We start from the raw sequence: 25,586 nt of genomic DNA on the forward strand, positions 1-25,586 counted from the left end.
GGTCCCAGGTCCGGCCGCCAGGCCGCCCCGCGCCAGGGGAGGCCGCCCGGCCCCGGCGGGGGCGCAGGGCCGGTGCACCCGCTGGCACCCCTGCTGGCCCTGGCCGGAGCCGTGCTGGCCATCTCCTTTTCGTCGGTGCTGATTCGCTACTCCCAGGCACCCAGCGCCGTCATCGCCTTCTACCGCATGGCCCTGACCACGCTGCTGCTCTTGCCCTGGGCCCGGCGGGATGCCGGCCGCGTCCGGCGGCTGCCGCCGCGCCTGCTCTGGGCCAGCGTCTTGAGCGGCGTGCTGCTGGCGGGCCACTTCCTCACCTGGATCGCCTCGCTGCGCTACACGTCGGTGACGGCGTCGGTCCTGCTGGTCACCTCCCACCCGCTCTACGTGATGGCGGCCGATGCCTGGCTCCTGCGGGAGCGGGTGCCCGCCCGGCGGCTGTTGGGCGCGCTGCTGGCCCTGACCGGCGTGGCCGTGGTGACCTTCGCCGGCGCGGGGGCGGGTGACCTGGCCGCGGGCGGGACCGCCCTCTACGGAAACTTCCTGGCCGTGGCGGGGTCGTGGTTCTTCGCCGGGTACATCCTCATCGGCCGGCGGGTGCGGCAGGTGCTCCCCGTCATGCCCTACACCACCCTGGTGTACGGCGTGGCCTCGCTGGTGATTGCCGCGGGACTGGCGCTGACGGGCACCCCCTTCGGCCCGTACCCCTGGCGGGAGATGCTGCTCTTCGTCGCCCTGGCCGTGGTGCCCACCCTGGGAGGGCACACCGTGCTCAACTGGGCGCTGGAGTGGGTGCCGGCCAGCGTGGTGTCGGTGTCGATCCTGGGCGAGCCGGTGGGGGCGTCCCTGCTGGCCTGGCTCCTCCTGGGGGAGGCGCCTTCGGGGGTCGAACTGGCCGGCGGCGCGCTGACCCTGGCGGGCCTGTTTGTCGCCACCCAGACGGCGGGACGGGAAACGGAGCGGCTGAGGGGCGCGGCCGGGGCGGCGGGAACGGCGGGATCGGCGGGCGCGGGCGCTGCGGCGGGCGCGGCGGCGGTGGAACCCGGCCCCGGCAAGCGGCTCTGAAACGCCCCCCGCCACGGTAACCAGGCCAGGGCTTGCACCAGTCCCTTGCGCCGGTCCGGGGAGTTCCGGTCCGGAGAGCCGGCCCAGGCTCCGCCGGTCTGCACGGTGGCCGGTGGCGGTGCGCCTGGTGCAATAGCGTGGGCGCGGTGCAACAACGTGGGACCGGAGCAGCAACATAGGGCCGCGGGGGGTCAGCAGGAAGTGCACGCCCTCACGGGGCGCCGCTTCCCGCCCCGCCGCCGGCGTCCGGCGGGGACGAGGCGCCGCGGTCGGGGGCCGTGGCACCAGGGGGAGGCGCGCTTTCCACCCGCGGGTCGCCGGCGGGCTCTGCACCCCCGCGCTGCCGCTGGGCCAGCCGCTCCAGCACCAGGCGGTAGCCGTCGGCACCGTAATGCAGGAAGCGGTTGATGCGGCTGATGGTGGCTGAACTCATCCCCGTCTCCCGCTGGATCTGCTCGTAGGTCTGGCCGCGGGCCAGGCGCTGCGCCACCTCGAAGCGCAGGGCGAGCGATTGGATCTCCCCGACGGTACAGAGATCCTCAAAGAAGCGGTAGCATTCCTCCAGATTCTCCAGGGACAGGATGGCCTCGAAGAGTCGGTCGACCCGGGGGTGCTGTAGGCGGGACTGGTAGGCCACTGGGGCTCCTCCTGTCCGGTCCGGCCGGCTGCCGGTCAGGCTTCTTTGGGCAGCACCGCATCGGGCTTGCCGGACTGCTGGGGGCCGGCCGTCTCCCCACCGCCCGCGGTGGCCGCATCCCCCGTCGCGGGCAGGCCGTCGCGAGCCCGCCGCTCCTGGCACCGGGGGCAGATCCCGTAGAACTCGAAGCGCTGTCCCAGGATGACGAACTCGGAGCGCTCCGCCACCCGCTGGCCGATGCCCTCCAGGGCGCCGGCATCGACGTCGAAGATGGCCTTGCAGTCGATGCACTGCACGTTGGCGTGGGCGTGGGGGTTGCCGTCGTAGCGCTGCACATCCCCCGGGAAGCCCAGCTGGCTGGCAAGGCCGAGTTCGACCAGAAGTTCCAGGGTGTTGTACACCGTGGCCGGGCTGATCATGGGGAAGCGCTTCCGGGCCTGCTGGTACAGCTCTTCGGCGCTGGGGTGGTGGGAACGGCGCGCGTTCTCCTGCAGCAGCTCGTAGATGGCCAGGCGCTGGGCCGTCACCCGGTACCCGCGATCCGCCAGAAGTCGCCGGAATTCCTCCATGGCCAGGGCCATCGCGCTCACAACCTTTCGCCGGCCGCTGCGGCCCCGCGGGCCGCTGGATCCGGTCCTGGCATCGAAGGCCGCGAAATTCTGCGATTCCCGATAAAATAGTTGCAACTCTAAATAGATCCTATTTTGATCTTAGGTTGGCGTTCGGAAGGGGGTCAAGAGCCCGTCCTCCCGCTGTCTTCCGCCGGCCCCGCTGCGCCGTGCGTCGCCGGCCGCACGGCCAGCATCCGCAGCCCGTTCAGCATGGCCAGCACGGTGCTGCCCTCGTGCCCCAGCACGCCCAGGGCCAGTTCCAGGCGCCCCACCAGGGTCAGGCTCACCAGGACCACGATCACGCTCAAGGCAAAGACCAGGTTCTGCCAGATGGTCCGCGTCGCTCGCCGGGCCAGGTCGAACACGAAGGGCAGCTTCTCGATCTCGTCGCTGACCAGCACCACATCGGCCGTTTCCAGGGCCACGTCGGTGCCCGCGGCGCCCATGGCGATGCCCACCCGGGCCCGCGCCAGGGCCGGGGCGTCGTTGACGCCGTCGCCCACCATGGCCACGGGTCCCAGGGTGCGGGACAGTTCTTCCACCGCCTGGAGCTTGCCTTCCGGCAGCAGTCCCGCCCGGACCTCGGTGATGCCCAGCTGGGCGGCGATGACCCGGGCCACCTCCGGGCGATCGCCGGTCAGCATGACGGGGATGAGCCCGGCCCGGCGCAGGGCGGCCACGGCCTCGCGGGCTCCCGGGCGGGGCGTGTCCTGGACGGCGATGCAGCCCAGCAGGTTCGGGCCCACGCCGGTCAGCAGGACCGTCTTGCCTTCCCGGGCCAGGCGCTCCATGACGGGCTCGGCCGCCGAGGGGTCGGCGCCGTGGCGGCGGGCAAACTCCGGGCTCCCGGCCCAGGCCAGGCCAAGCCCGGAGCGGGCCGCCACCCCGAAGCCCGGCTCCGCCTGGGCGTCCGCCGCCTCGGCGGGGGTGATTCCCTCGGCGGCGGCCGCAGCCAGGACCGCCCGGGCCAGGGGGTGCTCGGACAGGCGCTCGGCCGTGGCGGCTGCCTGCAGCACGGCTTCCCGGGTGGCGCCGCCCAGGGGCACCACGTCGGTCACCCGCGGCTCGCCCCGCGTCAGGGTGCCCGTCTTGTCAAAGGCGACGACCCGGACGGAGGCCAGTTCCTCCACGTAACGGCCGCCCTTGAGCAGGATCCCGCGGCGGGCGGCGTTGGCCACGGCCGACAGGACGGGCGCCGGCGCGCTGATGGCCACGGCGCAGGGCGAGGCCACCACCATCAGGACCAGGGCGCGGTAGATGGTCTGGGCAGGATCGGCGCCCCAGAGCAGGGGCAGCCCCGCCGCCAGGGCGGCGACGGCCACCACCGCCGTGGCGTAGACCTGCTCGATGCGGTCGATCAGGCGCTGGGTGCGGGACCGGTCCTCCTGGGCCGCCTGCACCAGGGCGACGATGCGCGCCAGCATGGTGTCGGTAGCGGGCCGGGTCACCTCCACCTCCAGGCCGCCCAGCTGGTTCATGGTGCCGGCGAACACCTCGTCGCCGGGACCCTTGGCCACCGGCACCGACTCGCCGGTGATGGCCGCCTGGTCCACGGTGGAACGGCCGGCCCGCACCCGGCCGTCGATGGGAATCCGCTCGCCCGGCCGGACGGCGATGACATCGCCCACCCGCAGGTCCTCCACCGGCACCTCCTCTTCCGTGCCGCCGGGACGCAGCCGGCGGGCCGTTTCCGGCGCCAGGTCCATGAGGGCGCGGATGGCGCGGCGCGTGCGGTCCATGGCGTAAGACTGCAGGGCATTGCTCAGGGAGAAGAGGAAGAGCAGGGTGGCGCCCTCTTCCCAGGCGCCCAGCCCCGCGGCCCCCAGGGCCGCCAGGACCATCAAGAGGTCGACGTCGATCACCCGCTGGCGCAGGGCCGCAAGGCCCGAAAGGGCGGCCGGGGTGCCGCCGGCCAGGTAGCTTGCCACGTAGAAGAACAGGCTGGCCGCCGGGGGCGCCCCCAGCCGTTCGGCCGCCACGCCGGCCAGCAGGCAGGCCAGGGTGGCCGCCGTCAGCACCGCCAGGTGGTGCCGCGCCCAGAAGCCGGGTTCTTCCGGCCGGGAGCGGGGCCGCGGAGCCACAGCGGGGCCGGACGCCTTCCCGGATCCGGCCGATCCGCCGGGTGCCCCGGCCCGCTCCCGGCCGGCAGGCACCGCCGCCCGAACCGGCCCTGGGAGAGCGGCCGGTGCTTCGGCCCCGGCGGCCGGGGATGCACCGGTCCCGGTGGTGCCGCCCCGCCCCGCTGCAGCAGCGCGCCGCCGGGTTGCCTGTTCGTCGTGAACCGCCTCGGGGATTGCCGGGGAACGGGCCACGTCGAAAGCCTCCTTCACGCCAGCCTCCTGGCTTCCTGCCACACCCGGATAGGTGGTGCCGCGGCCGATCGTCCCGCCGGCTGCGGGCTGGCGCAGGATTCTTGAAACTGAATTCCAGTCGCATTTGTTGATACTGCGTCCAACTTTGTAATCAGTATAAAATTTGGATCTGCCGCCGGTCAACGGGTGGGTGTGCTGGCGGTCTGGCCCGGCGAAGGAAGGGGCAACCCTTGCCGCCCGCGCCGGCACCCGTTCCGCGAAGGTGCCACCCGGGAACCCGGGCAGAGGCCGGGGACGGCCGGGACCGGCCGGGACCGGGGAGAGGGGCGAGCGCCCGTCCGAGCGGAAGAGGAAGCCAAGCTACCGGTGGAGGGCCAGGAAAGAAGCCGGGGCCGGCCCAGGGGCCGGCCCCGCTGAAGGGCATCATCCGGTGTTCCTGCCGTGCAGAGCTGGTGGCGCCGGCTCGACGATGGATCGGCGGAATCCTTTCACGATGCCGCCCGGGCATCCGCGCCGCCGGCCGGGTTCGACCGGCCCTGGCGGTGCTGCCGGTACCGCAGCTCGTAGGCGACGGCCCCCAGCGCCAGCCCGGCCGCGCTCATCAACCCGCCGGTGACCAGGACCAGGGGTGCCCGCAGCCACGGGTTGGGAACGTGCTCCAGGACCAGCATCATCAGAACCAGGAAGAGTGCCGCCGCCGCGGTCAGCCCGGCGGCCAGCAGCCGGAGGCGGGCCGGGCTCAACCCTTCGACCCGAAGGAAGAACCGGTGAGCCCTGGTAGGCGTCTTCCCTGCCGTCACGGTGTCACCGCCTTTGTTGCCCACCCTGCGGGGAATGCATCGTCTTTGAAGATACCATTAGGTCCATGCGGGCCGCCAGGTGCCGGTCAGGACAACAGGCCGGCTCTCTAGAAGCCGGTTCGGCCGCGTGCTACGTTGTTGTCATTCCACGATCTTGCAGGGAGAGGGGCGCCGATGAAGGGGCTGGGGACCCTGATCAACGTGGTGACGGTGCTGGCCGGCTCGGGGCTGGGGTTGTGGCTGGGCTCGCGGCTGCCCGCCCGGAACCGGGAGGTGTTGACGGGAGGCCTGGGGGTCGTCACGTTGCTGATCGGCCTGGACATGGCGCGGGCGACGGGGAACATCCTGATCGTTCTGGGATCGGTGCTGGCCGGCGGGCTGGTGGGGACGGCGCTGGACCTGGACGGGCGGCTGGAGGCCATGGGCCGGGCGGTGGAACGCGCCTTGCTGCGGGCATCCCGGGGCACGAGGCCGGCGGTGGCGGCCGAACGGGCCGAGCGCCCCGAACCGGCAGAAGTTCCGCGAGCGGGGGCCGCAGCGGGAACGCCGGCGGGGACCGGCACGGGGGCCGGAACCGGAGCCGGGGCCGGGCCGGTCCCGGCGGTCGTCCCCGCCGGATCCGGCCCGGAGGACGGCCGCCCGGAGGCCGAACCAGGCCAGGCGCAGGCGGGGGGCGAGGGCGCCATCGCCCGGGGCTTCATCGCCGCCAGCCTGCTCTTCTGCGTTGGGCCCATGACCGTCCTGGGTTCGATCCAGGACGGGCTGGCGGGCGACTACCAGCTGCTCGCGGTCAAGGCCACCCTGGACGGCTTTGCTTCCCTGGCCATGGCCCCTGCCCTGGGGCCGGGCGTGGCCCTTTCCGCCCTCACCGTGCTGGGGGTGCAGGGGAGCCTGACCCTGCTGGCCGGGCTCATCAGCCCGTGGATCAGCGAGCCCATGCTCAACGAGCTGACCGCGGCGGGCGGGGCGCTGGTGGTCATGATCGGTCTGGGCCTGCTGGACATCCGGCGGCTGCCCGTGGCCAATTTCCTGCCCGCCCTGGTCTTCGCCCCGCTGCTGGCCCGGCTGGCCGGCCAGGGATGACCGGGCGGGGCCTGGCACCGCCTGCGGGGACACAAAACGGGTTGCTGCGGCGTAGGGTGAAAGGAGCACTCCCCCGGCAAGCCTTTCCAGCGTGGAGGAGGGATCGACCCGATGCCTGACGGCAACCCCAATCAAGGCGGCCTGGCCGGCGGTGTCCCCACCCGGGGAGGGAATCCTCCGGCGCCGGAGCTGTCTGGTGAAGGCGGCCTGGCCGGTGGCGCGCCGGCCCGCGGCGGCAACCCCCCGGCGCCTGAAGGGGGCCTGGCGGGAGGCGCCCCGACCCGCGGCGGGAACCCACCCGCCCCCGCGGCCCTGGCGGAAGGGGGCACGCCCCAGGAGCCCGTGCCCCAGCTTGGCCCGGCGCCGGCCGCTCCCGCCGGTGAGACGGCGCCTCCGGCCGGGCCGGGCCTGGAGAAGGCCGCAGCCCAGAGCGGCGCCCCCGAAGGCGTGCCGCCGTGCCCCGGCGGCCAGCCGGTCCAGGTCCAGCCGGGGGACACCCTGTTCCTGCTGGCCCAGCGCTACGGCGTTCCGCTGGCCGCCGTGATCCTGGCCAACCCCCAGATCGTCGACCCCGACCGCATCGTGCCCGGGCAGTGGATCTGCATTCCTTCGGCGCCCCCCGGCTGCCCCGGCGGCCGGCTGGTGGTGGTGCAGCCCGGCGACTCCCTGTTCACCATCGGCCAGCGCAACGGGGTGCCCGTGGAGGCCATGATTGCCGCCAACCCCCAGCTGGCCGACCCCAACCAGATCCAGCCCGGCCAGGTGGTCTGCGTCCCCCGGGCGCCTGTAGGCTGCACAGGCATCCTGTACGTGGTCCAGCCCGGGGACACCCTGTTCCAGGTCGCCCAGCGCTTTGGCGTGGAGCTCCAGGACCTCGTCGCCGCCAACCCGCAGATCACCAACCCGGACCGCATCTGGCCCGGCGAGGTGGTGTGCGTCCCGGCAGGGGGATGAACCGGCGGGCGGGACCGCCCTTCGGCCGTGCCCGCGCCGTGACCCCGGCATGCGCAGCCTCCAGCGAGCCCGGCCGGGCGGAACCGGCCGGGCTCGCTGCCTTTCTTCCGTGCCGGCGGCGCCCCCCGGGAGCCACCGGGGCATACTCCCTCCAGGAAAGGGGACGGTTCGTCCCGTCCCCCGAACAATCCCCTCCGGCGCGGCCCCGGGCCGCCGTCGCCGGGGGGCGGAGGAGCGGAGAGCATGGCGAACCGAGCGGGCGGCAACGGTCAGGACCGGTCCCCCCGCCGCGCCGCGGCCCCGCGACCTGCCGGGGGTGGGCGGGCGGCTGCCCAACCGCGGCGGGCGGGGGAGCCGGCGGCCAGCGGGATGAGCGGCGGTGATGCGGGTGCCGCGGGCGGGGCGACCGCCGGCGAGGCGGCGGGGCGCGCCGGCGCCGGGGATCGGCAGGAGTCCCCGGAGCGCGGCGGGCGTCGCCGCATGGTGCCCCAGCCCCTGCGAGCCCGGCCCATCGGCCTGCGGGCCGCCCGGGCGGGCGGCCGGCCCACCGGGCCCATTCCCCTGCCGGCCTACCAGCTTGAGGGTGCAGGCGCCGGTGGGATACCGGGACCGGGACGGGCGGGTGCCAACCGCACGGGATCCATGGGAGCCTCGGGGCCGGGCGCCGGTGGCGGGACGGGCGGCGGCGTGGCGGGCGAGACCGGCACCGTGACGGGACCGGGTCCCAACCAGAAGGACGACATCCGCCAGTCCTTGTGGGTGCGGCGGCCGGACCTCTTCTACGGCAAGCCCAACCGTGGCAGCCACCGCGCCGCCTATGCGGAACCCCTGGCGCCGGAGCGCGAGCAGCTGCAGGCGCCGTCGGACCCGGCCGCCCTGCGCCGGGAGGGGGTCGAACGCGTGCCCGCGGCCCGCGAGCTTCTGCCCCTGGGCGAGCAGGGGGCCCCTGCGGCGGCGGGCTACCTGCCCGCCCGGCCGGCGGCGGGCCGGGTCGACCGCCAGGTGGCCCGGCAGCTGGCACAACGGCCGTCCCCCAGCTCCCAGGGAAAGCCCGTCGCCCGGACCCGTCCGGCGGGGGTGACCGCGGGCACCGTGCGCTGGGAAGCGGCGGGTGAACCCGGGGAAGGGATGACCGGTCCCGTCCCGGCGCCGGCCGGGCCTGGAGCGCCGGCAGCCGGGCGCGGGGACCCGGCCGCGGACGTCACGGCCCCTTCCAGGGCGCCGGCAGCCGCCGGCCCCGGTGACGGGGCCAAGCAGGAACCCGCTCCGGTGGACGGGCCTGCGGGCCCCGGCGAGCCTGCCGGCTCCGGCGAGACGGGCCCCGCTGCGCTGGTCCAGGAGGTGGGCGGCGCCCCCGTGCCGCTGACGCCCGAGGCGGCCCTGGCTGCGGCCACCGGCCCCAACGCCGGCGACAGCGTGCGCGAGAACCTGGGGGCCACGTTGCAGGCCTGGGCCGGGCACGAGGTGGCTCCCCGCAGCCAGGTGGCCGCGGAGCAGGCCGCGGGAAACCCCGAGTCGCGCCCTGCGGCCACAGGTCCCGGCGCCGGCGGGCAGGAGCAAGGTGGAGGCGGGCAGGATCGGGCGGAGGAGGCGCCCCTTGGGGATGCCGCCGGCGGCCACCGGCTGGAGGCGGCGGCGGAACTGCGGCCCCGCCCGCGGTTGACGGCGACCCTGCGGCCCCGCTCCTTTCCCCAGGGCAAAGCCGCGGCCGGCATCTACGGGCGGCCGCCGGGGGACCGGTCCACCGATGCCACGGCCCTGACCCGCGGTGCCATCCGGGCGGCGCGGGAGCGCTGGGAGTCCCGGGACGGCGGCGGTGAGGGCGGGCAGGAAGGCCGGACCCCGTAACGAAGAGGGCAACGATCTGGACTCGCTGGACTCGGGGGGGCCGGATTCGGGGGAGGGTCGGGGCGGCCCGGATGCAGGGTCGGGACCGGCACCGGTCGCGGGGAGGGCGGGCAACGCCCTTCCCCCGGCGGGCAAGGGCATCCCGCCGGAAGCGGGCCGCTGGTGCCGCCGGACGGGCTGCACGGATCGCAAGGACGCGCCCGCGCCATGGGTGAGGTGAGCAAGGGCGTTGACGTCATCGCCTGTGGACGAACCAGCCGGCCGGCGGATCGCCGCGGCCCTGTGGGGCCTGGCTTGTGGAGAGGCCGTGGGGCGGGCCTGGGGTTCCTCCCGGGCCGCGTCCGGGTTGTGCACGACGCCCCCGGCCGGCCCTGCCGGTCTCCGCGTAGGCCCGGCGACCCGCCTGGTGATCGCACTGGCCCGGGCCGTCGCCGCCGGGGAGGGCCGGGTCGACCCCAGCCCGCCTGTTGAGGTCGCCGCCGCCCTGGCGGGTTCTGCGCCCGGTCCCCTGGATCCGGCGCTATGGGCGGTCGTGGCCGGCCTGATCAACCGGCCTGACGATCTGCAGTGGCTGGTGGAGGATGGGGTTGCCCTGGTCCAGGCGGTGGCCGGTGCCGCGCCGGTCCCGCCGCCGGCTCCCGCGGCCCTGGCGGCAGCCGCCGCCGTCGCCGCAGCCGTGTCGGCGGCGGTGGCGGGGGAGGGGCCGGAGGCGGTGCTGGACCGGGCTACCGAAGCCGCGGCGGCGGCCGTGGGGGTGGCAGGTTCGGCCGCCGGGGGTGAAGAGCCGGCCGCGGCCGTGGCCCATGCCCTGGACACCCTGCGCCTCACCCTGGCCGGGCGCGGGGCGGGCGAGCCGCCGGGCCATCTGGCCGCCATCCTGCGCAGTCGCTGGGAACCCGGCCTGGAGCCTGGCCGGGCCGTCCCCTTTGCCCTGGTCCTGGCGGCAGCCTGCGCTGACGCCGGGCGGGCCGTTCAGGAGGCAGCCGGCGCCGCTCTGCCCGGCGCGGCGCCGGTGGTGACGGCCCTGGCGGGCTGTGTGGCCGGTGCTTTGGCCCCCGCCAGCGTGCCCGCCGCCTGGACCGGTGCCCTCGACGAGCTTGCCCAGGACATGGAGCGCCTGGTCCCGGAACTGGCCCGCTTGCGGTAGCGTCTTGTTCGGGGAGACCCCCGCGCCGGATGGGAAGGAGGCGGTGCCGTGTCCGAGCGGATCCTGCTGGTGGATGACGAGGCCGCCCTGGTCAAGGGCCTGCGCCGGAGCCTGGAGCAGGCGGGCTTCGAGGTGGAGGTGGCCACCGACGGGCGCCAGGCCCTGGAGAGGTTCGCGGCGGGCGGCATCGACCTCATCATCCTCGACCTGATGCTGCCCGAGGTCGACGGCCTGACGGTCTGCCGGGAAGTGCGCAAGACGTCCCAGGTCCCCATCATCATGCTGACCGCGCGGGACGAGGACGTGGACCGCATCGTCGGGCTCGAGCTGGGGGCCGACGACTACGTGGTGAAACCTTTCAACCCGCGCGAGCTGATCGCCCGCATCCGGGCGGTCCTGCGGAGGGTGAAGCCGGCCGGCGGAGTGGCCGCTGGCGTGGCCGTGGGGACGCCCGTGGCGCCCGGCCGCGCCGGCGCCCCGGCCGGTGGGCCGGGCAGGACCGCCGGCGGTACGGGGGCGGCGGGGGCAGCCGGCGGGGCAGGGCCGGCCACGGGGCAGGCGACGGCCGGGGCGGCTCCAGGGGCCGCAGCCCCGGGGGAGGGCGAGGGGGAGGTCCTGGTACGGGGACCTTTGCGCATCGACCGGGCCCGCTACCGGGTGACGCTCCAGGGGCGCGCCGTGGAGCTGACCCCCCGGGAATTCGACCTCCTGCTGGTGCTGGCCCAGCGGCCGGGTCGCGTCTACACCCGGTGGAACAGGTGTGGGGGTACGATTACGCGGGCGACACCCGCACCGTGGACGTGGCGGTGCGCCGGCTGCGGGAGCGCCTGGAACCCGATCCCGCCCATCCCGTCTTCGTCCGCACCAAGTGGGGTGTGGGCTACTATTTTGCTGAGCCGGAGGAGATCGCCCGCCGCCTGGGAGGTGGCGAGGCGGCGCCCGAGACCGGCGTAGGCCGCTAGCGACGGGTGGGGAGCACCACAGGCACCGCCACAGGCCGGCGGGGGCCGTCAAGCGGTGGCCGGGAACGGGTGCCCCGGCCGGGGCCGGTGCGGGCGCCGGCGCCATGTCGCCGAAGGGGCGCTGCCCGGTGCGTCCGGGACGCGGCCCGGCGGTACCAAGAGGCCACCGGCTGGCCGGCCGCATCGCCGGCCCCCCGGGCGGGAGCCGCCGCGGGAGCCCCGGCCGCTCCGGCGGGCGCCCGCCGCCCCTCCGTACCACCCTTGCCATCGGGAGACGGGTACCTTGTCCCTGCGCTGGAAGATCATCCTGGCCTTGCTGGCCGTAACGCTGACCAGCCTGGCCGTGACGGTCCAGGTGGCCAGCGACACCACCCGGGGCGTGCTGCTGCGCGACCGGCAGTCCCGGGCTCTGGCCACCGCAGCCTTCTTCGCCGGCAGCCTGGGCGATGCCATCGCCGAGGGCGACCGGGAGCGGCTGGCCAATCAGGTGGCGGCCCTGCGCCTGCAGGACCTGGGCCGGTTGCTGGCCGTGGACGACGCCGGGTTCGTCCTGGCCGACACGGCGGCGGGCACCGATGCCAGCCTGGTGGGCCACCGCCTGGAACACATCGAGATCGTCAGCGCCCTGCAGGGGGTGAGCCGTGCCGGCGTCCGCCGGCTGCCCGACGGCCGGTACGCCATGTACGCCGCGGCGCCGGTGCGCGGGGCGGGCGACCGGGTGGCGGGGGCCGTGGTCCTGTCCACCGACGTGACCGACGTCTTTGCCGCCGTGGACCAGATCCGCCGGCGCATGCTGCAGCTGGGGGCCCTCATCGCCCTGGGGGCCGGAGCGGTGGCCTACCTGTTCGGTGCCTACCTGGCGGCGCCCCTGCGGGAGCTGGCCCGGGCGGCGGGGCGCATCGCCCGCGGCCGGTTCGACGAGCGGGTGCCGGCCCGGGGCGGGGACGAGCTGGCCCAGCTGGCCCGGGCCTTCAACGACATGGCGGCTCACCTGGCCCGCATCGACGAATCCCGGCGCGACTTCATCGCCAGCGCGTCCCACGAGCTGCGCACGCCCGTGGCCGCCCTGAAGACCCTGACCGATGCCCTGATCCATGACCCCGACGCCACCCTTGAGGACTACCGCGAGTTCCTCCACGACATCGACGACCAGGTGGAGCGCCTGGCGCGGCTGACCTCCAGCCTGCTCACCCTGGCCCGGCTGGACCGGGAGAAGGAGACCGTCGACCTGCGGCCCGTGCCGCTGGCGGAGCTGGTGACGGTGGTGGCGGGGTGGCTGGAGCCGGAGGCCCGCCGGCTGGGTTGCCGGATCCGCCTGGAAGGCCGGGGCAATCCCCAGGTGCTGGTCGACCGGACCAAGATGGAGCGGGCCATCACCAACCTCCTGGAGAACGCCATGAAATACGGCGGGCCCGGCCTGGTGCGGGTGGTCTTCGGCGAGCAGGCGGGCTTCGCTGCCGCGGCGGCCGGCGCCGCCCTGGCGGCCGAGCTGGCCCGGCCGGACGAACCGGCCGCCCCGGAGGCGCCCGCCGGCGCAGGGGCAGCGGGCGGAGCCGGCGCCGGGACGGCGCCGGGCCCAGGCACGGGTGCCCCAGGCCATGGGGGCGAAGCAGCCGCGGCGGCACCCGCTGGTGGGGACGGTGTGGCGAGGGCTGCGGGGGGTGGGGCCGTACCCGAGGCTCGAGCGGGGAGTCCCTGGGGCCCGGGGGCCGGTCCGGGCCCGGCGGGTGGAGCGGCTCCCGGGCCGGAACCTGCCCGGCAGCCGGGCGCGGAGCGGGATGGCGATCCTGGTCCGCTGCCGGAGCCCGCGCAGCCGCCCGCGCCGGGGGCTCCGGGGGAGGGGCCGGCCGTTGCGCCGGCCGGGTCGGGTGGTCCGCCTCCCCAGGCAGCGGCCGCCCGCCCGCCGGATGGGGCCGGCCCGCCCGCGGGCGCGGTTCAGGGCGTCCAGGAAGAGCCCGCCTACCGCGTGGTGGGCGACGACGACCCCCTCCGGCGGAGCCCGCGGGTCGCCTGGGTGTGGGTGATCGACCGCGGCCCCGGCATTCCCGCCGAGGAGCTTCCCCACCTGTTCGAGCGTTTCTACCGCGTGGACCGGGCGCGGGCCCGGGGCGGCGATGCGGGTGGGGCCGGCCTGGGCCTGAGCATCGTGCGGGAGATCCTGCGCCTCCATGACGGCGTGGTGGCCGTGGCCAGCCAGCCCGGGCGGGGCAGCGCCTTCGCCCTGTACTGGCCTGTGGTGGAGTGGCCGCCGGGCGGGACGGCTGCGGGCGCCGGTACTGCGGCGGCCGGCGGGGCCGGGGCGTCGGCTGCGACGGCGCGGGGTGCGGCGCCAGGGGCCAGGGCCGCAGGCTGATCCGGCGCCTGCCGCCGGCCCGGCGCCCGCCATCCCCGGCCGGCGCGGAGCCGGCACGTGGCCGGTCCGCGGGTGCAACCGGCCGGCATCCGGCCGATGCCTGGCCAGCCCCGCACTCCCCGCGCCCGAGGACCGTCCCGCACCGGAGGCGCAACGGAGGCACGGGCCGGCCAGAGCCGGTACCGTGGCCCCGCGCGGATTCGGTACAATGTAAGCAATTTCGCAGCCGAAGGCCGATGCGGCCGGCACGTTTCGAGGCGCGGCCGCGAGGCGCGCCATTTCCGGACGACCAGGCGGCGGACCGGGCGAGGGCCCGTTCCTCCGCCGGCTCCGGCCCTGGGGGTGACCGCCATCAGCCAGCCGGTGAAGAAATACCTGACCTGGCAGGACATCGAGCAGCTGGTCGACCGACTGCTGCAGCAGATCCGCATCGACGAGTACGATGCCATGCTGGTGATTACCCGTGGCGGCATGGTGCCAGCCTGCCTGATCAGCGAAAAGACGGGCATGCGCAACATCCTGGTCGCGGCCGTGATGTTCTACACCGGGGTGGGGGAGACCCTCGACCGCCCCACCTTCCTGCAGTTCCCGCCCGACCCCTACCTGAAGGGGAAGCGCGTGCTGATCGTGGACGACGTCTGGGACAGCGGCCGCACCGTGGCCGCGGTGCGCCACCGGGTGGAAGAGGCGGGCGGCCATCCCGCCGTGGCCGTCATGCACTTCAAGCCCCAGCGCTCGGTGGTGCCGGGGCGGCCGGACTACTACGCCGAAGAAACCGACGAGTGGATTGTCTATCCGTGGGATCCCGAATCGGAGCGGTAACGACGGGTTTTGCAACTTCTCCGACACCTTGCTGATAAACGTGCGTAACGGCGTTGCGGTACGATGGCTGGTGGAGGGGAGGCCATCGTGTCCATCGAAGACGTCTTTTCCCTCAAGCGGCTGCTCTTGTCGTACCGCCCTGCTGCCCGGGGGCCCCACCCGTTACGGCGGCAGGCGGCCGCGGGGCCCGTCCATTCCGCCCAGTCGGACCGGCATCGGGCTGCCGCGGTCGCCGTGGCGCTGCTGCTGGTGGCGTCCCTGGGCCTGGCCGCATGCGGCCAGGCGGCCGTCGGCGGCCCCAACGAGCTGGTGATCGCTCCCGACGCAGCCGGGGCGGAAGACGGCCTCCCACCGGCGTCCACCGATCTGGAGGGGACGCCGGCCATCGTTCCCAACCCCGGTGACGAGCGCGTCACCATCACCCTCTTCTACGGGTCCCGCTCGGGCGTGCTGGATCCCTGGCCCTGGCGGCGGACCGTCGACCGGCCCCAGCGTACCGCCGACCTGGCGCGCATCGCCGTCGAGAACCTGCTGGAGCCCCCGGAAAACTCGCCCTTCGTTTCGGTGCTGCCTCGGGGGACCCGGGTGCTGTCGGTGTCCGTCGATGACAGCCAGCAGACGGCCTACGTCAACTTCTCCGAGGAACTGGTCAAGAACCACCCGGGCGGCAGCTACGGCGAGGGCGTGACCATCCACGCCATCGTCCAGACGCTGACGGGCATCCCGGGCATCCGCCGGGTGCAGATCCTGGTGGAGGGCAAGCCGGTGGAGACCCTGGCGGGGCACATCGCCATCGACAAGCCTTTGGAGCGGCTGATGATCGTGCCCGGTGGCCCCGTGCCGGAAGGGGCGGTGCCGGGTCCTGCCGGGGACGAACCGGCCGGCGGGGAGGCTGCAAGCCAAGCGGCCGGAGCGGCAGCCTCCGCCGGGGGCCAGGGGGCCGGTTCGTCCGGTGCCGCTGGCGGCGGGTGGACGCCCTGGCAGATGGAGATCGACGACGCGGTGATGAACTTCTTCCAGGGCGAGGTCGTCCAGGGGCGGATGCAGTGGCTCACGGACCCCGTGGAGGCGGCCCGGTACCTGGCCACCACCTTCGGGTTCTACGGCTGGGACGAGTATGTGCTGCTCCACCGGACCGACCGGGGTGAAGGTTCCGGCCTGGGCGAGGCGCTGGTCCGGGTGCGCCACGGCAACAGCTACTACACCCTGCACATGATCCAGCCACGGGAGCAGGGCGAGCGGGGCATCTGGGTGATCCATGACATCCGCTCGCGGGCGGTGCAGACGGGCCGCAAGCCGGTGGATGCCGGCCTGGTGCGGGGCTGGCAGGAGGAAGTGGATGGCGGCGCCAACCTCTGGCGCCTCGACCCGGTGGACGCCGTCCGGCACCAGGGTGGCCTCTACGGCTTCGACCCCTACAGCGACGAGTTCACCCTGGTCAACGTGGACCTCGGCCGGGGGCAGGCGGTGGTGCGGGTCAAGCACGACGGCCGGGACTACGAGGTGGTCCTGACCCAGCCGGTGCGCCGGGGCGAGAGGGGTGTCTGGTGGATCGACACCATCCGGGCGCTGCCGGCGGACAAGAACCGGTAGGCCGGTACGGCCAGGCGAAGGGATCCACGGGAAAAGAGGCGGCGGCACCGGGAGCCCGGGTTCCCGGTGCCGCCGCCCTTTCGCGCTCCGTCAGCTGGAGGTACCCGCGGACTTGCTCTCCTGCTTGCCGCCGAAGTAGCCGACCAGCCAGGTGAGGACCGCCGACGCCAGGATGGCCGCGATCATGTTGGCGCCGTCCAGGGTCCAGCCCCAGTTGCCCGGGATGAAGGCTCCCAGGACGCCGCCGATGACACCCGTCACCAGCGAGCCGGGCAGGTTGCCGGGGAACTGGCGGCCACCGATGGCGTAACGGCCTACGGCCCACCCAAGGATCAGACCGGCAACGATGGCGGCCACCCAACCAAGCACACCCATCATCGCAACCGCCCTCCTTTGCGTCCGGGATCGAGTCGCTCGCCGATCCCTGGCGGGATGGCGACGGTATGGGAAGACCGGCGAGCCGGCCGCCCGGGCCCGGCCGGGCCGGCCTTCTGCCTTCACCGTATGCAGGATCGTCAGGGAAGGTCAAAGTCAAGGGGCAGCCCTTAGCGGAAGTGCTAGCAAATCGCAAGGCCGGAATATTAGAGCTAGGTCAGTCATGCTTTCCAAATCTTCAGAAATCACTCTAATTCTATGAAAATTACAATCTGGACGGGCTGGCCCAGGCAGGCCGTCCGGGTCACCGCGCGGGTGGAAGAGGACTTGGCGGCCCGGCCAGCAGGAAACGACGGGCACGCCGGCGAATGGCGGAAGGGCGAATGTGTGTTCCATGGGGCGACGCACCTCGGGGGCCCTGGCCGGGGCCCGCCCCAGGGACCTGCTGCAAGAAGATCGGGCGACGGGGGGATGGGCATGCACGCGTACACGGGCCCCGGAGGCCGGGTGCGGACACCGGCCGGAACGCCGTGGGTCGCAACCTTCTCCATCGTGGCGGCGGACCCCGCGGCCGGCATCTGGGGGATCGGAGTCCAGTCCAAGTTCATCGCCGTCGGGGCGGTGGTGCCCTGGGCCGAAGCGGGCACCGGCGCCATCGCCACCCAGGCCTGGGCCAACGTGAGTTACGGCCCCGACGGCTTGGCGCTGTTGCGCCAGGGCCTCTCGGCGGAAGAGGTGGTGGCCCGCCTGGTGGAGGCCGACCCCGAGCGGGATCACCGCCAGCTGGGGGTGGTCGACGCCCAGGGGCGGGCGGCAGCCTACACGGGCAAGGCCTGCTTCGAGTGGGCCGGGCACCGGGTAGGCGAGGGGTATGCCTGCCAGGGCAACATCCTGGCCGGTCCCGCCGTGGTCGACGAGATGGCCCGGGCCTACGAGGCGGCCCGTGATCGCGGCCTGCCCATGGAAGAGCGGCTGATCGAGGCCCTGCGCGCGGCCCAGGCGGCGGGCGGGGACCGCCGCGGGCAGCAATCGGCCGCCCTGCTGGTGGTCAAGCCCCGGGGCGGCTACGGCGGTTACAACGACCGCTGGCTGGACCTGCGGGTTGACGACCACCCGCAGCCCATCGAGGAACTGGACCGGCTGATGCGCCTCCACCGGCTTTACTTCGGGACTCCCGACCCAAGCCGGCAGGTGCGCCTGGAAGGTCCCGTGGTGGGTGAGATCCAGCAGCTCCTGCTGGCGACGGGCTACTACCGGGGGCCCCTCACCGGCCGGCTGGATGAGGCGACCCTCAGCGCCCTGCGGACCTTTCAACTCAACGAGAACTTCGAGGAGCGGGTGGTGGGCCCGGAGGTCATGGACGGGGATGTGCTGGATTACCTCCGGTCCCTGGCCCAGCGGCAGACTGGGGCCGGCGGGGCGGGGCCGGCCCGGAGTCGGTGACCGGAACGCCCCGGTGAAGGGCGGGACCGGCAAAGGGAGGCCGTGGACAGGGTGGCCTGGGTGATATGACACCGGGTACGCGTCCGTCCCATTCCACCATCCGCATCACCCGCGAGCAGGCGGCGGCATACCTGCTTTTCCGGGTCGGCCTGGCGGAGTCCCGCTCCAGCATGCCCACGGGGCCGGCTGGCGTGGAGGGCGTGCTGAAACGGCTGGGAGCGGTCCAGCTGGATCCCGTCAATGTGGTGGGTCGAAATCACCACCTGGTGCTGTTCAACCGCATGGGCGAGTACCGGCCGGACTGGCTGGAAGCCCTGTATCAGCGGGGCCGGGTCTTCGAGGCGTGGTGCCATGCGCGGTGCATCCTGCCCGCATGCCTGTATCCAGCCTTCCGGCCGGCATTCCGGCGCCATGGGGAGGCCGAGCTGGAGCCCGCCGTACGGCAGTGGATGGAGCGGATCCTGGCCCTGGTGGAGGCGTCCGGCCCCGTCTCCTCGCGCCAGGTTGAAGCTCCGGAGCGGGTGGTCGGCTACTGGGATCGGGATGTCCCTAGGACCCGGGCCGTGAGCCAGGCCCTCCAGCACCTCTGGGAGGAGGGCCGCCTGGCGGTGCGGTGGCGCCGGGGCAACGAGCGGTGGTACGACCTTCCCGAGCGGGTCTTGCCGGACGGCGTCGCCCACCAGGAGCTGGACGAAGCCGAAGCGGCGGAACAGCGCCTGCGCCATTACGCCCAGGTGATGGTCCTCTTCGACGCCGGCGACCCTTGCTTCGGCTGGCAGCGCTGGCCGGCAGCGCGGCGGCGCCAGGAAGCCGAACGGCGGGTGGCGGCCGGCCAGTGGGTGGAGGTGGCCGTGGAAGGGGTCCGGCGGGTTTACTATGCAGTGGCCGAAGACCGTCCCGTCCTAGAGCGGGTGGCCGATCTGCCGGTGCTGGACGAGGCGCGGTTCCTCCCGCCCCTGGACAACCTGCTGTGGCGGCGGTCCCGGCTGCAGGACCTCTTTGCCTTTGAGTACACCTGGGAGATCTATCTCCCGGCCAACAAGCGGCGTTACGGGCCCTACACCATGCCCGTCCTGTACCGGAACCGGCTGGTGGGCCGGATCGACCTGGAATTCCGCCAGGCTGGCCGCACGCTGGTGCTTCAGCGGCTGGACCTGGAGCCTGCCTGGGAAGACCGCTGCAGGGAGATCCGGCGGGCGGTGGAGGCGGAGCTGGAGCGCCTGGGCCGGTACCTGGCGGCAGAGTCCATCGAGGTGGCGGTGCGTCGCTGAAGCTGCAGCGGGCCATGCCACCCCGTCACCAAGTCCAGGTCCGGGGTGAACCATCCCGGGATCAACCATCTCGAGGAGAGAAGCCCGGGGGCCGGTGTGCGAGAGCGACAAACCCCTTTGACCATCAGCCCTCGCCCGGCGTGAAGACGATCTTCACGGCCCCCGAGGAGCGCCGGTCCAGGGCAGCCTTGAGGGCCTCGCGGTAGCGGGCCAGGGGGAAGCGGTGGGTGACCATCCGCTCCACGGGGAGATCGGGGTGGCGGGCCAGGGCCTCCAGCACCAGATCAAAGGTGTGGACGGCCCGCCCGCCCACCTGCTCGAGGCCGTAGCCCACGGAGCCCACGATGTCCAGCTCCCGCATCCAGACGAAGGTCCAGTCGAGGCGGGAGATCTCTCCGGCGGCACCCAGCAGGATCACCGTGCCGCCCTCCCGGGCCAGGCGCAGGGCGTCATCCAGGGAACGGCGGGTCCCGGCGCAATCGACCACCAGGTCGAACCCGCCCCGGTACACGGGGCGGCCCAGCAAGGGGCGGAAGGCCCGGGCGCCCGCTTCCACAGCGGCGCGGCCCAGGTCCTGGGGCGCCACCACCTGGTCGGCACCCAGCTCCCGGGCCAGCCGGGCCTGCATGCCGTGGCGGGCGGCCACGGTGACGTGGGCCCCATAGCCCAGCAGCCGCAGGGCGGCCACCGCCGAAAGCCCGATGGTGCCGGCGCCGATCACCAGCACCCGGGCGCCCGTCGCCGGCGGCCGGCGCAGCAGGCCGTGGGCGGCGATGGCCAGGGGCTCCACCAGAACGGCCCGCTCGTCCGGAATGGTGTCGGGCACGGGGTGAAGCTGCGTGGCGTGGGCCAGCATCCGCTGGGCCCAGCCGCCGGGCAGGTCGCGGCAGTAGCCCACCAGAAAGCCGGGTGCCAGGGTCCCGCCGGTGCAGTTCTGGCAGAGATAGGGGAAACCCCGCAGGCACTGGGTGCAGGGCGGCAACCCCCGCATGGTGCACGAGATGGACGGGTCGATGACCACCCTGGTGCCGGCAGGCCACGGGACCCGGGCGCTTGCCTCGGCGATGACCCCGACCACCTCATGGCCCAGCACCGCGGGGAAGGAGCTGAAGGGGGAGGCGGAGGGGGAGGTGTGGGCGGCGATCACCCCCATGTCCGAGCCGCACAGGCCCGACAGGCGCGGTGCGATGACGGCCCAGTCGTCCCCCGGCGGCACCGGGTCGGGCCAGTCGGTATAAGTCACCGGCCCGGCCGGACCGTACACCAGCCAGGGCCAGCGATGGGCCAGCAACCTGGCCAGGACCACCCGGGGCAGCGACAGGCGGTAGACCAGGGCCTTCATGCAGCCGCCTCCTCTCCCCACAGTCGCCCGGCGCCGCTTCAGCTCATGGGCACCTGGCGCTGGATCCGCCCCTCGATGCGCTCGAAGATGTCGTCCAGCGAGCGGCCGGTGATGGTCAGGCCGTGGTTCTTGAGCCCGATGACCGCCGCGGCCGGATCGGGCGCCTGGCGCACCAGCTCCGCCACCGCCGTGGCCAGCTCGTAGGTGCCGCACGGGTAGTTGGCCTCCGTGGAGGGCACTCCCTCCATCCAGGCGTGGACGTGGATGATGGCCTGCACCTCGGGGTGCTCCCGGTAGATCATCCAGTGCTCGATGGCATCGACGGAGACCCGCCGCGGTTCGATGCCCGCCGGCACGCTGAGGATCATCGCCTGGCGCTCGGGATCGTAGTCCTTGACCAGCAGGATGTCGCGGCCCACCACCTCCATCCGCGACTTGTCGATCCCGCTGGCGCTCATCCAGAAGGTGTTGCCCTCGTGGCGGGCGCTCAGGTTGCCGTAACTCAAGCCCCCGATGCCGTACAGCAGCTTCAGGTGGCGCAGATCCCGGGGGGAGAGGTACTCCTCCAGAGGGAACGGTGCCGGCAAGAGGTCCAGGGCCGCCAGCCGCCGGCCGGCCCGGGCCAGGGCGCGGGTGGTTTCGTTGCCCTCCCAGAGCGCTTCCGGCAGGTCGGGTTCGAACACGTTGTCCAGGACGAACCGGGACTGGGCCAGGGGGCGCAACCGCTCGTACACCTCTTCGAAGAAGGCGCCCTCGTTGCGGGTTTCGTAAGCCACCTGGTAGTGGCCGAGTTCCGGCGTGATGAAGTGCAGCGTGCGGCGGCCGTCTTCATCGGTGACGTAGATCAGCAGGTTCGACAGGGTGCGGACCAGGTACGGGTAGGCCCGCTGGAGCAGGTTGGCCCCGGGCTCTCCCTCCATCAGGGTGACGACGAAGGTACCCCGGGACTGGCGCCGGAAGGGCCGCGGATCGGCCGGGTCGGCCACCTGGATGGCCAGGCCCAGGTCGGGGTCGTCGGCGGTGGTGGGCTCATGCCCGTGCAGGTCCAGCACGCCGCGCAGGCCGGCGATCAGGCGCCCCAAGAAGTCGTCCCGCGCCGGGGCCAGCAGGGCGTAACGCATGACCAATCCCCTCCCTCGAGGCTGGCATGGCTCGCGGCCGGCGGGCCGCTCCGGCCGGGGCGGGGGGAACCCCCCGGCGGCATGCCGCCCGCGGGCCTGGCGTGGCAGGGGGCAGCCGGCACGCCCGGATCGCCGCCGGCGGGGGCCGGCAGGCGCCGGCGGGGGCCGGCAGGCCGCGCCGCCGGTGCCCTTCCGGCCGGCCGGTGCCTGGCCGGCCGGAACTTGGCTGCCGCAACCGGCCGTAACCCCGCAGGCGGGCGAGCCGCCGGGCCCCGTCCGGGGACCGGCGAAGCCGGGGGCCGGCCGTCCGGGTGCCCGCCGGCCGGTGGCCACCCGCGCCGCACGCGTCCCCCGGCACGGCGGGCCTGGCAGGCCTGGGCAACCCCTGCCACCGGTGGTAGTCTGTCCCGCATCGCTGCATGACATTTTAGGAAGAAAGGGGCGGGTTCCTCCCGGTGGCGGGCCGCGGGCCCGCTCGAGCGGGCCCGCGCCGGCCACGCTCCCGCGGGCAGGCCTGCACGCTGCACGGGGTGCGGAACCCATGAACTGGATCAGCCGGCCACGAAGCGGAACCGGGCTCCCGGTCCCAGAAGGTCCAGCAGCGGCACGTCGTCGGGGTGGATCCAGGCCACCACGTTGACCCGCGGGTCGGCGGGCAGGTCCTGCAGGGTCACCTGCAGCTCGCCTGCATAGCGCAGGTAGGTGGTGTTGTCCACCGTCACCGTGCCCCGGGGCCGGGGTTCCGCCGGCCGCGGTTCGATCATCGCCCCCTGGCCCGCGTAGGCCCGGGAGGCTGTTGAGCGCAGCACGGCTTCGGCCGGGTCGACCCGGTTCACGTGGACGGCGTCCAGCAGGATGTGCCGCTCGGCGGCCGTCGCCGCGGGGTGGAGGCGCACCCGCAGGGGCACACCGTCGCCCAGCCACACCTCCCGCACCCCCTGCAGTTCCGCCGGGGACGGGCCGGGGTCGCCAAAGAGCACCGTGTGCACGCAACCCAGGGCCCGCAGCTCGGCCGCGGCCCGGTCGGGGGGAAGGCGGCGGTGGCGCTCCAGGGTGGGCAACCCTTCCCGCAGGGGTCCCCGGCGGCCGGCCTGGGAGGGGACGAAGGCGGCCACCCGGATGCCGCGCCGCGCCAGTTCCTCCGACCGGTGACGGAAGAAGTCCAGGCCCAGCCCCGTTTCCGGGCGCGGGTAGAAGTTGTGGCAAGCCGCCAGCCGTTCGGGCCGGGCGCCGGCCGCCAGGATGCGGTCCAGGTCGGCCGCCGTCACGGTGCTGGCGTTGAGCACCACGTCCAGGCCGTAAGGGTTGCGGGTCATCGCGGCGATGGCGGCGGCGTCGTAACCGTAGTCGACCCGCAGGGCGGCCAGGCCGAGGCGGGCCAGGGGCGCCAGGTCGCCGGGGGTGGCGCCCAGGGCCGCCAGGGCGGGGGGCGCCACGTCGGCCCAGAGGCGAAGGCCCAGGCGGCCGGCCAGCCCGGCCAGCCGCTCCAGCAAGCCGGCGGTGGCGGCCGGCGATGCCTCGGGCAGGTGTAGGGACGTGAAGACCTCGGTGTAACCCTGCCGGGCCGCCTGTTCCAGCAGGCGGGTGATGGCCGCCTCGCTGCCCTCCGGTCCGTAGCCCGGGTAAATGGCCACGCCCAGCGTGCGGGCGGGAGCCTGTTCGTCCATGGGATAACCTCCCTGGTAGGATCCGGGCCGGCGCGTTGACCCCGGCCCGGGGGATGTCTACACTACAGGCGAACTCCTTCCATAGTTTCCACACCGGGGAGGAACCGCCTTGGACCCTGCTGCCGCTCCCTTGCGCATCGCCGTCGCCCAGGTCAACGTCACGGTGGGCGATCTGGAAGGCAACGCCCGCAAGCTGGCCCGGTTCGCGGCCGATGCCGCTCAAGCCGGCGCCGACCTGGTGGTCTTCCCCGAGCTGGCCCTGACGGGTTATCCGCCGGAAGATCTGGTCTTCCGGCCGGCCTTCGTCGACACCACCCGCCACTGGCTGGGGTGGCTGGCCGGGGAGCTGGCCGCGGGGCCCGTGGCCCTGGTGGGGTTTGTCCACCGGGACCGGGACCTCTACAACGCCGCCGCGGTACTCCAGGGCGGGCAGATCAGGGCGGTGGCCTGCAAGCGGTTTTTGCCCAACTACGGGGTATTCGACGAGGAGCGCTACTTCGCCCCCGGCCGGCGGGCCCTGGTGCTGCACCTGCGGGGCGTGGCCCTGGGCGTCAGCATCTGCGAAGACCTCTGGTACCCCCACGGGCCCATCCGGGAGCAGGCCCTGGCCGGCGGGGCGGAGATCCTGCTCAACCTGTCCGCCTCCCCGTACCACATGGGCAAGCCCCGGGAGCGGGAGGGGCTGCTGATCACCCGGGCCACCGACTTCGGCGTGGCCATCGTCTACGCCAACCTGGTGGGCGGCCAGGACGAGCTGGTCTTCGACGGCCACAGCCTGGTGGTCGACGCCGGCGGCCAGGTCGCCGCCCGGGGCCGCCCCTTTGCCGAGGACCTGTTCTTCTGGGACTACGACCCGGCGGCCGCCGCCGTGGCCCGCTGGCACGAGCCCCGTTACCGCCACATGCCGGTGACGCCCGAGGAGGCGGCCCGGGTCGAGCATGTCGACCTGGACGAACCGGCCGCCGGAGGCGGCCCCGGGGGGCGACCCCCCGGCCCGGTGGCTGGGTCGGGGGTTGCGGTGCCCGGGGTGGCGGCGCCCGGGACGGCTCCGGAGGCGCCGGCGGCTCCGCAGCCGCCGGAAGGGCCTGCGGCGTTCCAGGGGGCTCCGCCTGCCGAGACGTCCCGATCGCCCCTGGTGTCGGGGCCGGCCGCGCACCCTGCCTCACCCCCACTGGCCGTGGCATCCCGGCAGGCGGGGACGGCTGGAGATCCCCCGCCGCTTCAGCCGGTTCGGCCGCCGGTGGCGTCGCGCCCGCCGCTTCCGCCCCGGCAGGTAGAGGTGCTGGAGGGCGAGGCAGAGGTCTACGCCGCCCTGGTGCTGGCCCTGCGGGACTATTTCGAGAAGAACGGCTTTCGCCGGGCGTGGCTTGGTCTCAGCGGCGGCATCGACTCCGCCCTGGTGGCCTGCCTGGCGGCCGATGCCCTGGGCCCCCGGCAGGTGACGGGCGTGCGCATGCCATCGCCCTTCACCTCCGCCTCCAGCCTGGACGATGCCGAGGCCGTGGCCCGCAACCTGGGCATCGGCCTTGAGACCATTCCCATCGGCGAGATCTTCGGCGCCTTCCGGCAGGCCCTGGCGCCCCTGTTCGGCGACCGGCCCTTCGACGTGGCGGAGGAGAACCTGCAGGCCCGCATCCGCGGCACCCTGCTCATGGCCCTGGCCAACAAGTTCGGCGGGCTCGTGCTGGCCACCGGCAACAAGAGCGAGCTGGCCACGGGCTACGCCACCCTCTACGGCGACATGGCCGGCGGCTTCGCGCCCCTCAAGGACGTTCCCAAGACCCTGGTCTACCGGCTGGCCGCGTACCGGAACGGCTGGCCCGGGGGCCCGGTGATCCCGCGCTCGGTGCTGGAGAAGGCGCCCACCGCCGAGCTGCGCCCGGGCCAGAAGGATGAGGACAGCCTGCCCCCTTACGCGGTACTCGACCCGATCCTCGCAGCGTATGTGGAGAGGGACCTGCCCGCCGCCGCCCTGGTGGCCCGGGGGTTCCCTGCCGAAGCGGTGCGCCGGGCCGTCCACCTGGTGGCGGGCAGCGAGTACAAGCGGCGCCAGGCGGCTCCGGGACCGAAGATCACGGCCCGGGCTTTCGGCCGGGACCGCCGCTATCCCATTACCAGCGGTTACCGGGAAGCTGTGCCGGGCGATGGGGGCTCCGCGGGCTAAGGGTTTGCTTCAAAGCGTT

At 74.1% G+C, this 25,586-nt stretch carries 20 protein-coding genes and 1 pseudogene; 13 read left to right on the forward strand and 8 right to left on the reverse strand.

Annotated features, from left to right (window positions below; genetic code table 11):
• Positions 1–72: 72 nt before the first annotated feature.
• Entirely contained in the window at positions 73–1,062 is a 990-nt protein-coding gene (locus tag DYI95_RS02790) for a DMT family transporter (protein WP_256366255.1), read from the forward strand.
• Between the two features lie 211 nt (positions 1,063–1,273).
• Here DYI95_RS02790 and DYI95_RS02795 read toward each other — a convergent pair whose 3' ends face one another.
• From DYI95_RS02795 to DYI95_RS02810, 4 genes are all read right to left on the reverse strand, one after another.
• The gene (locus DYI95_RS02795; RefSeq protein ID WP_116900913.1) at positions 1,274–1,699 is read right to left on the reverse strand and encodes a YerC/YecD family TrpR-related protein; all 426 of its coding nucleotides are present in this window, start codon (positions 1,697–1,699) and stop codon (positions 1,274–1,276) included.
• A gap of 35 nt (positions 1,700–1,734) precedes the next feature.
• On the reverse strand, positions 1,735–2,280 hold the full coding sequence (locus DYI95_RS02800; RefSeq protein WP_116900912.1) for a Fur family transcriptional regulator: 546 nt from the start codon (positions 2,278–2,280) through the stop codon (positions 1,735–1,737).
• Between the two features lie 152 nt (positions 2,281–2,432).
• Positions 2,433–4,640 (reverse strand): heavy metal translocating P-type ATPase, encoded by a 2,208-nt coding sequence (locus DYI95_RS02805; RefSeq protein ID WP_116900911.1) that lies wholly within the window; start codon positions 4,638–4,640, stop codon positions 2,433–2,435.
• Positions 4,641–5,110: 470 nt separating this feature from the next.
• Positions 5,111–5,422: a hypothetical protein gene (locus tag DYI95_RS02810; RefSeq protein WP_116900910.1), complete on the reverse strand. Its 312-nt coding sequence runs from the start codon at positions 5,420–5,422 to the stop codon at positions 5,111–5,113.
• Positions 5,423–5,596: 174 nt separating this feature from the next.
• Here DYI95_RS02810 and DYI95_RS02815 point away from each other — a divergent pair, with 174 nt between their 5' ends.
• From DYI95_RS02815 to DYI95_RS02850, 9 genes and pseudogenes are all read left to right on the forward strand, one after another.
• Positions 5,597–6,505 (forward strand): DUF554 domain-containing protein, encoded by a 909-nt coding sequence (locus DYI95_RS02815; protein ID WP_116900909.1) that lies wholly within the window; start codon positions 5,597–5,599, stop codon positions 6,503–6,505.
• A 111-nt stretch (positions 6,506–6,616) separates the two neighbouring features.
• On the forward strand, positions 6,617–7,459 hold the full coding sequence (locus tag DYI95_RS12930; protein ID WP_116900908.1) for a LysM peptidoglycan-binding domain-containing protein: 843 nt from the start codon (positions 6,617–6,619) through the stop codon (positions 7,457–7,459).
• Positions 7,460–7,702: 243 nt separating this feature from the next.
• Complete coding sequence (locus tag DYI95_RS02825) at positions 7,703–9,307, forward strand: hypothetical protein (RefSeq protein ID WP_116900907.1); 1,605 nt, start codon at positions 7,703–7,705, stop codon at positions 9,305–9,307.
• A gap of 229 nt (positions 9,308–9,536) precedes the next feature.
• Positions 9,537–10,454 carry a hypothetical protein gene (locus DYI95_RS02830; RefSeq protein ID WP_158556067.1) on the forward strand — a complete coding sequence of 306 codons (918 nt, stop codon included), beginning with the start codon at positions 9,537–9,539 and terminating at the stop codon, positions 10,452–10,454.
• A gap of 69 nt (positions 10,455–10,523) precedes the next feature.
• A pseudogene (locus tag DYI95_RS13165) lies at positions 10,524–10,784 on the forward strand (response regulator); the annotation flags it as partial.
• 476 nt (positions 10,785–11,260) lie between these two features.
• Positions 11,261–11,416, forward strand: a complete 156-nt coding sequence (locus DYI95_RS13170) for a helix-turn-helix domain-containing protein (RefSeq protein ID WP_243149826.1) — start codon at positions 11,261–11,263, stop codon at positions 11,414–11,416.
• A gap of 283 nt (positions 11,417–11,699) precedes the next feature.
• Positions 11,700–13,769 carry a sensor histidine kinase gene (locus DYI95_RS02840; RefSeq protein WP_116900906.1) on the forward strand — a complete coding sequence of 690 codons (2,070 nt, stop codon included), beginning with the start codon at positions 11,700–11,702 and terminating at the stop codon, positions 13,767–13,769.
• Positions 13,770–14,111: 342 nt separating this feature from the next.
• Positions 14,112–14,591 carry a phosphoribosyltransferase gene (locus DYI95_RS02845; RefSeq protein ID WP_242823376.1) on the forward strand — a complete coding sequence of 160 codons (480 nt, stop codon included), beginning with the start codon at positions 14,112–14,114 and terminating at the stop codon, positions 14,589–14,591.
• Between the two features lie 87 nt (positions 14,592–14,678).
• Complete coding sequence (locus tag DYI95_RS02850; RefSeq protein WP_116900905.1) at positions 14,679–16,184, forward strand: GerMN domain-containing protein; 1,506 nt, start codon at positions 14,679–14,681, stop codon at positions 16,182–16,184.
• A 90-nt stretch (positions 16,185–16,274) separates the two neighbouring features.
• Here DYI95_RS02850 and DYI95_RS02855 read toward each other — a convergent pair whose 3' ends face one another.
• Complete coding sequence (locus DYI95_RS02855; protein WP_006904218.1) at positions 16,275–16,562, reverse strand: GlsB/YeaQ/YmgE family stress response membrane protein; 288 nt, start codon at positions 16,560–16,562, stop codon at positions 16,275–16,277.
• Between the two features lie 474 nt (positions 16,563–17,036).
• Here DYI95_RS02855 and DYI95_RS02860 point away from each other — a divergent pair, with 474 nt between their 5' ends.
• Entirely contained in the window at positions 17,037–18,002 is a 966-nt protein-coding gene (locus DYI95_RS02860; RefSeq protein WP_116900904.1) for a DUF1028 domain-containing protein, read from the forward strand.
• Between the two features lie 65 nt (positions 18,003–18,067).
• A complete protein-coding gene (locus DYI95_RS02865; protein ID WP_116900903.1) occupies positions 18,068–19,273 on the forward strand; it encodes a winged helix-turn-helix domain-containing protein in 1,206 nt (401 codons plus the stop codon).
• Between the two features lie 124 nt (positions 19,274–19,397).
• Here DYI95_RS02865 and DYI95_RS12940 read toward each other — a convergent pair whose 3' ends face one another.
• The 3 genes from DYI95_RS12940 to DYI95_RS02880 all read right to left on the reverse strand — a co-directional run bounded on the left by DYI95_RS12940 (position 19,398) and on the right by DYI95_RS02880 (position 23,403).
• Positions 19,398–20,615: a zinc-binding dehydrogenase gene (locus DYI95_RS12940; RefSeq protein WP_116900902.1), complete on the reverse strand. Its 1,218-nt coding sequence runs from the start codon at positions 20,613–20,615 to the stop codon at positions 19,398–19,400.
• Between the two features lie 38 nt (positions 20,616–20,653).
• The gene (locus DYI95_RS02875; protein WP_116900901.1) at positions 20,654–21,736 is read right to left on the reverse strand and encodes a class II aldolase/adducin family protein; all 1,083 of its coding nucleotides are present in this window, start codon (positions 21,734–21,736) and stop codon (positions 20,654–20,656) included.
• Positions 21,737–22,287: 551 nt separating this feature from the next.
• Positions 22,288–23,403 carry a DUF871 domain-containing protein gene (locus tag DYI95_RS02880; protein ID WP_116900900.1) on the reverse strand — a complete coding sequence of 372 codons (1,116 nt, stop codon included), beginning with the start codon at positions 23,401–23,403 and terminating at the stop codon, positions 22,288–22,290.
• Positions 23,404–23,512: 109 nt separating this feature from the next.
• Between DYI95_RS02880 and nadE the strand changes: the two genes are divergently transcribed.
• The gene (nadE, locus tag DYI95_RS12210) at positions 23,513–25,567 is read left to right on the forward strand and encodes an NAD(+) synthase (protein ID WP_243149827.1); all 2,055 of its coding nucleotides are present in this window, start codon (positions 23,513–23,515) and stop codon (positions 25,565–25,567) included.
• Positions 25,568–25,586: the final 19 nt, after the last annotated feature.

The organism is Thermaerobacter sp. PB12/4term, assembly GCF_003403315.2.
Lineage (GTDB): Bacteria > Bacillota > Sulfobacillia > Thermaerobacterales > Thermaerobacteraceae > Thermaerobacter.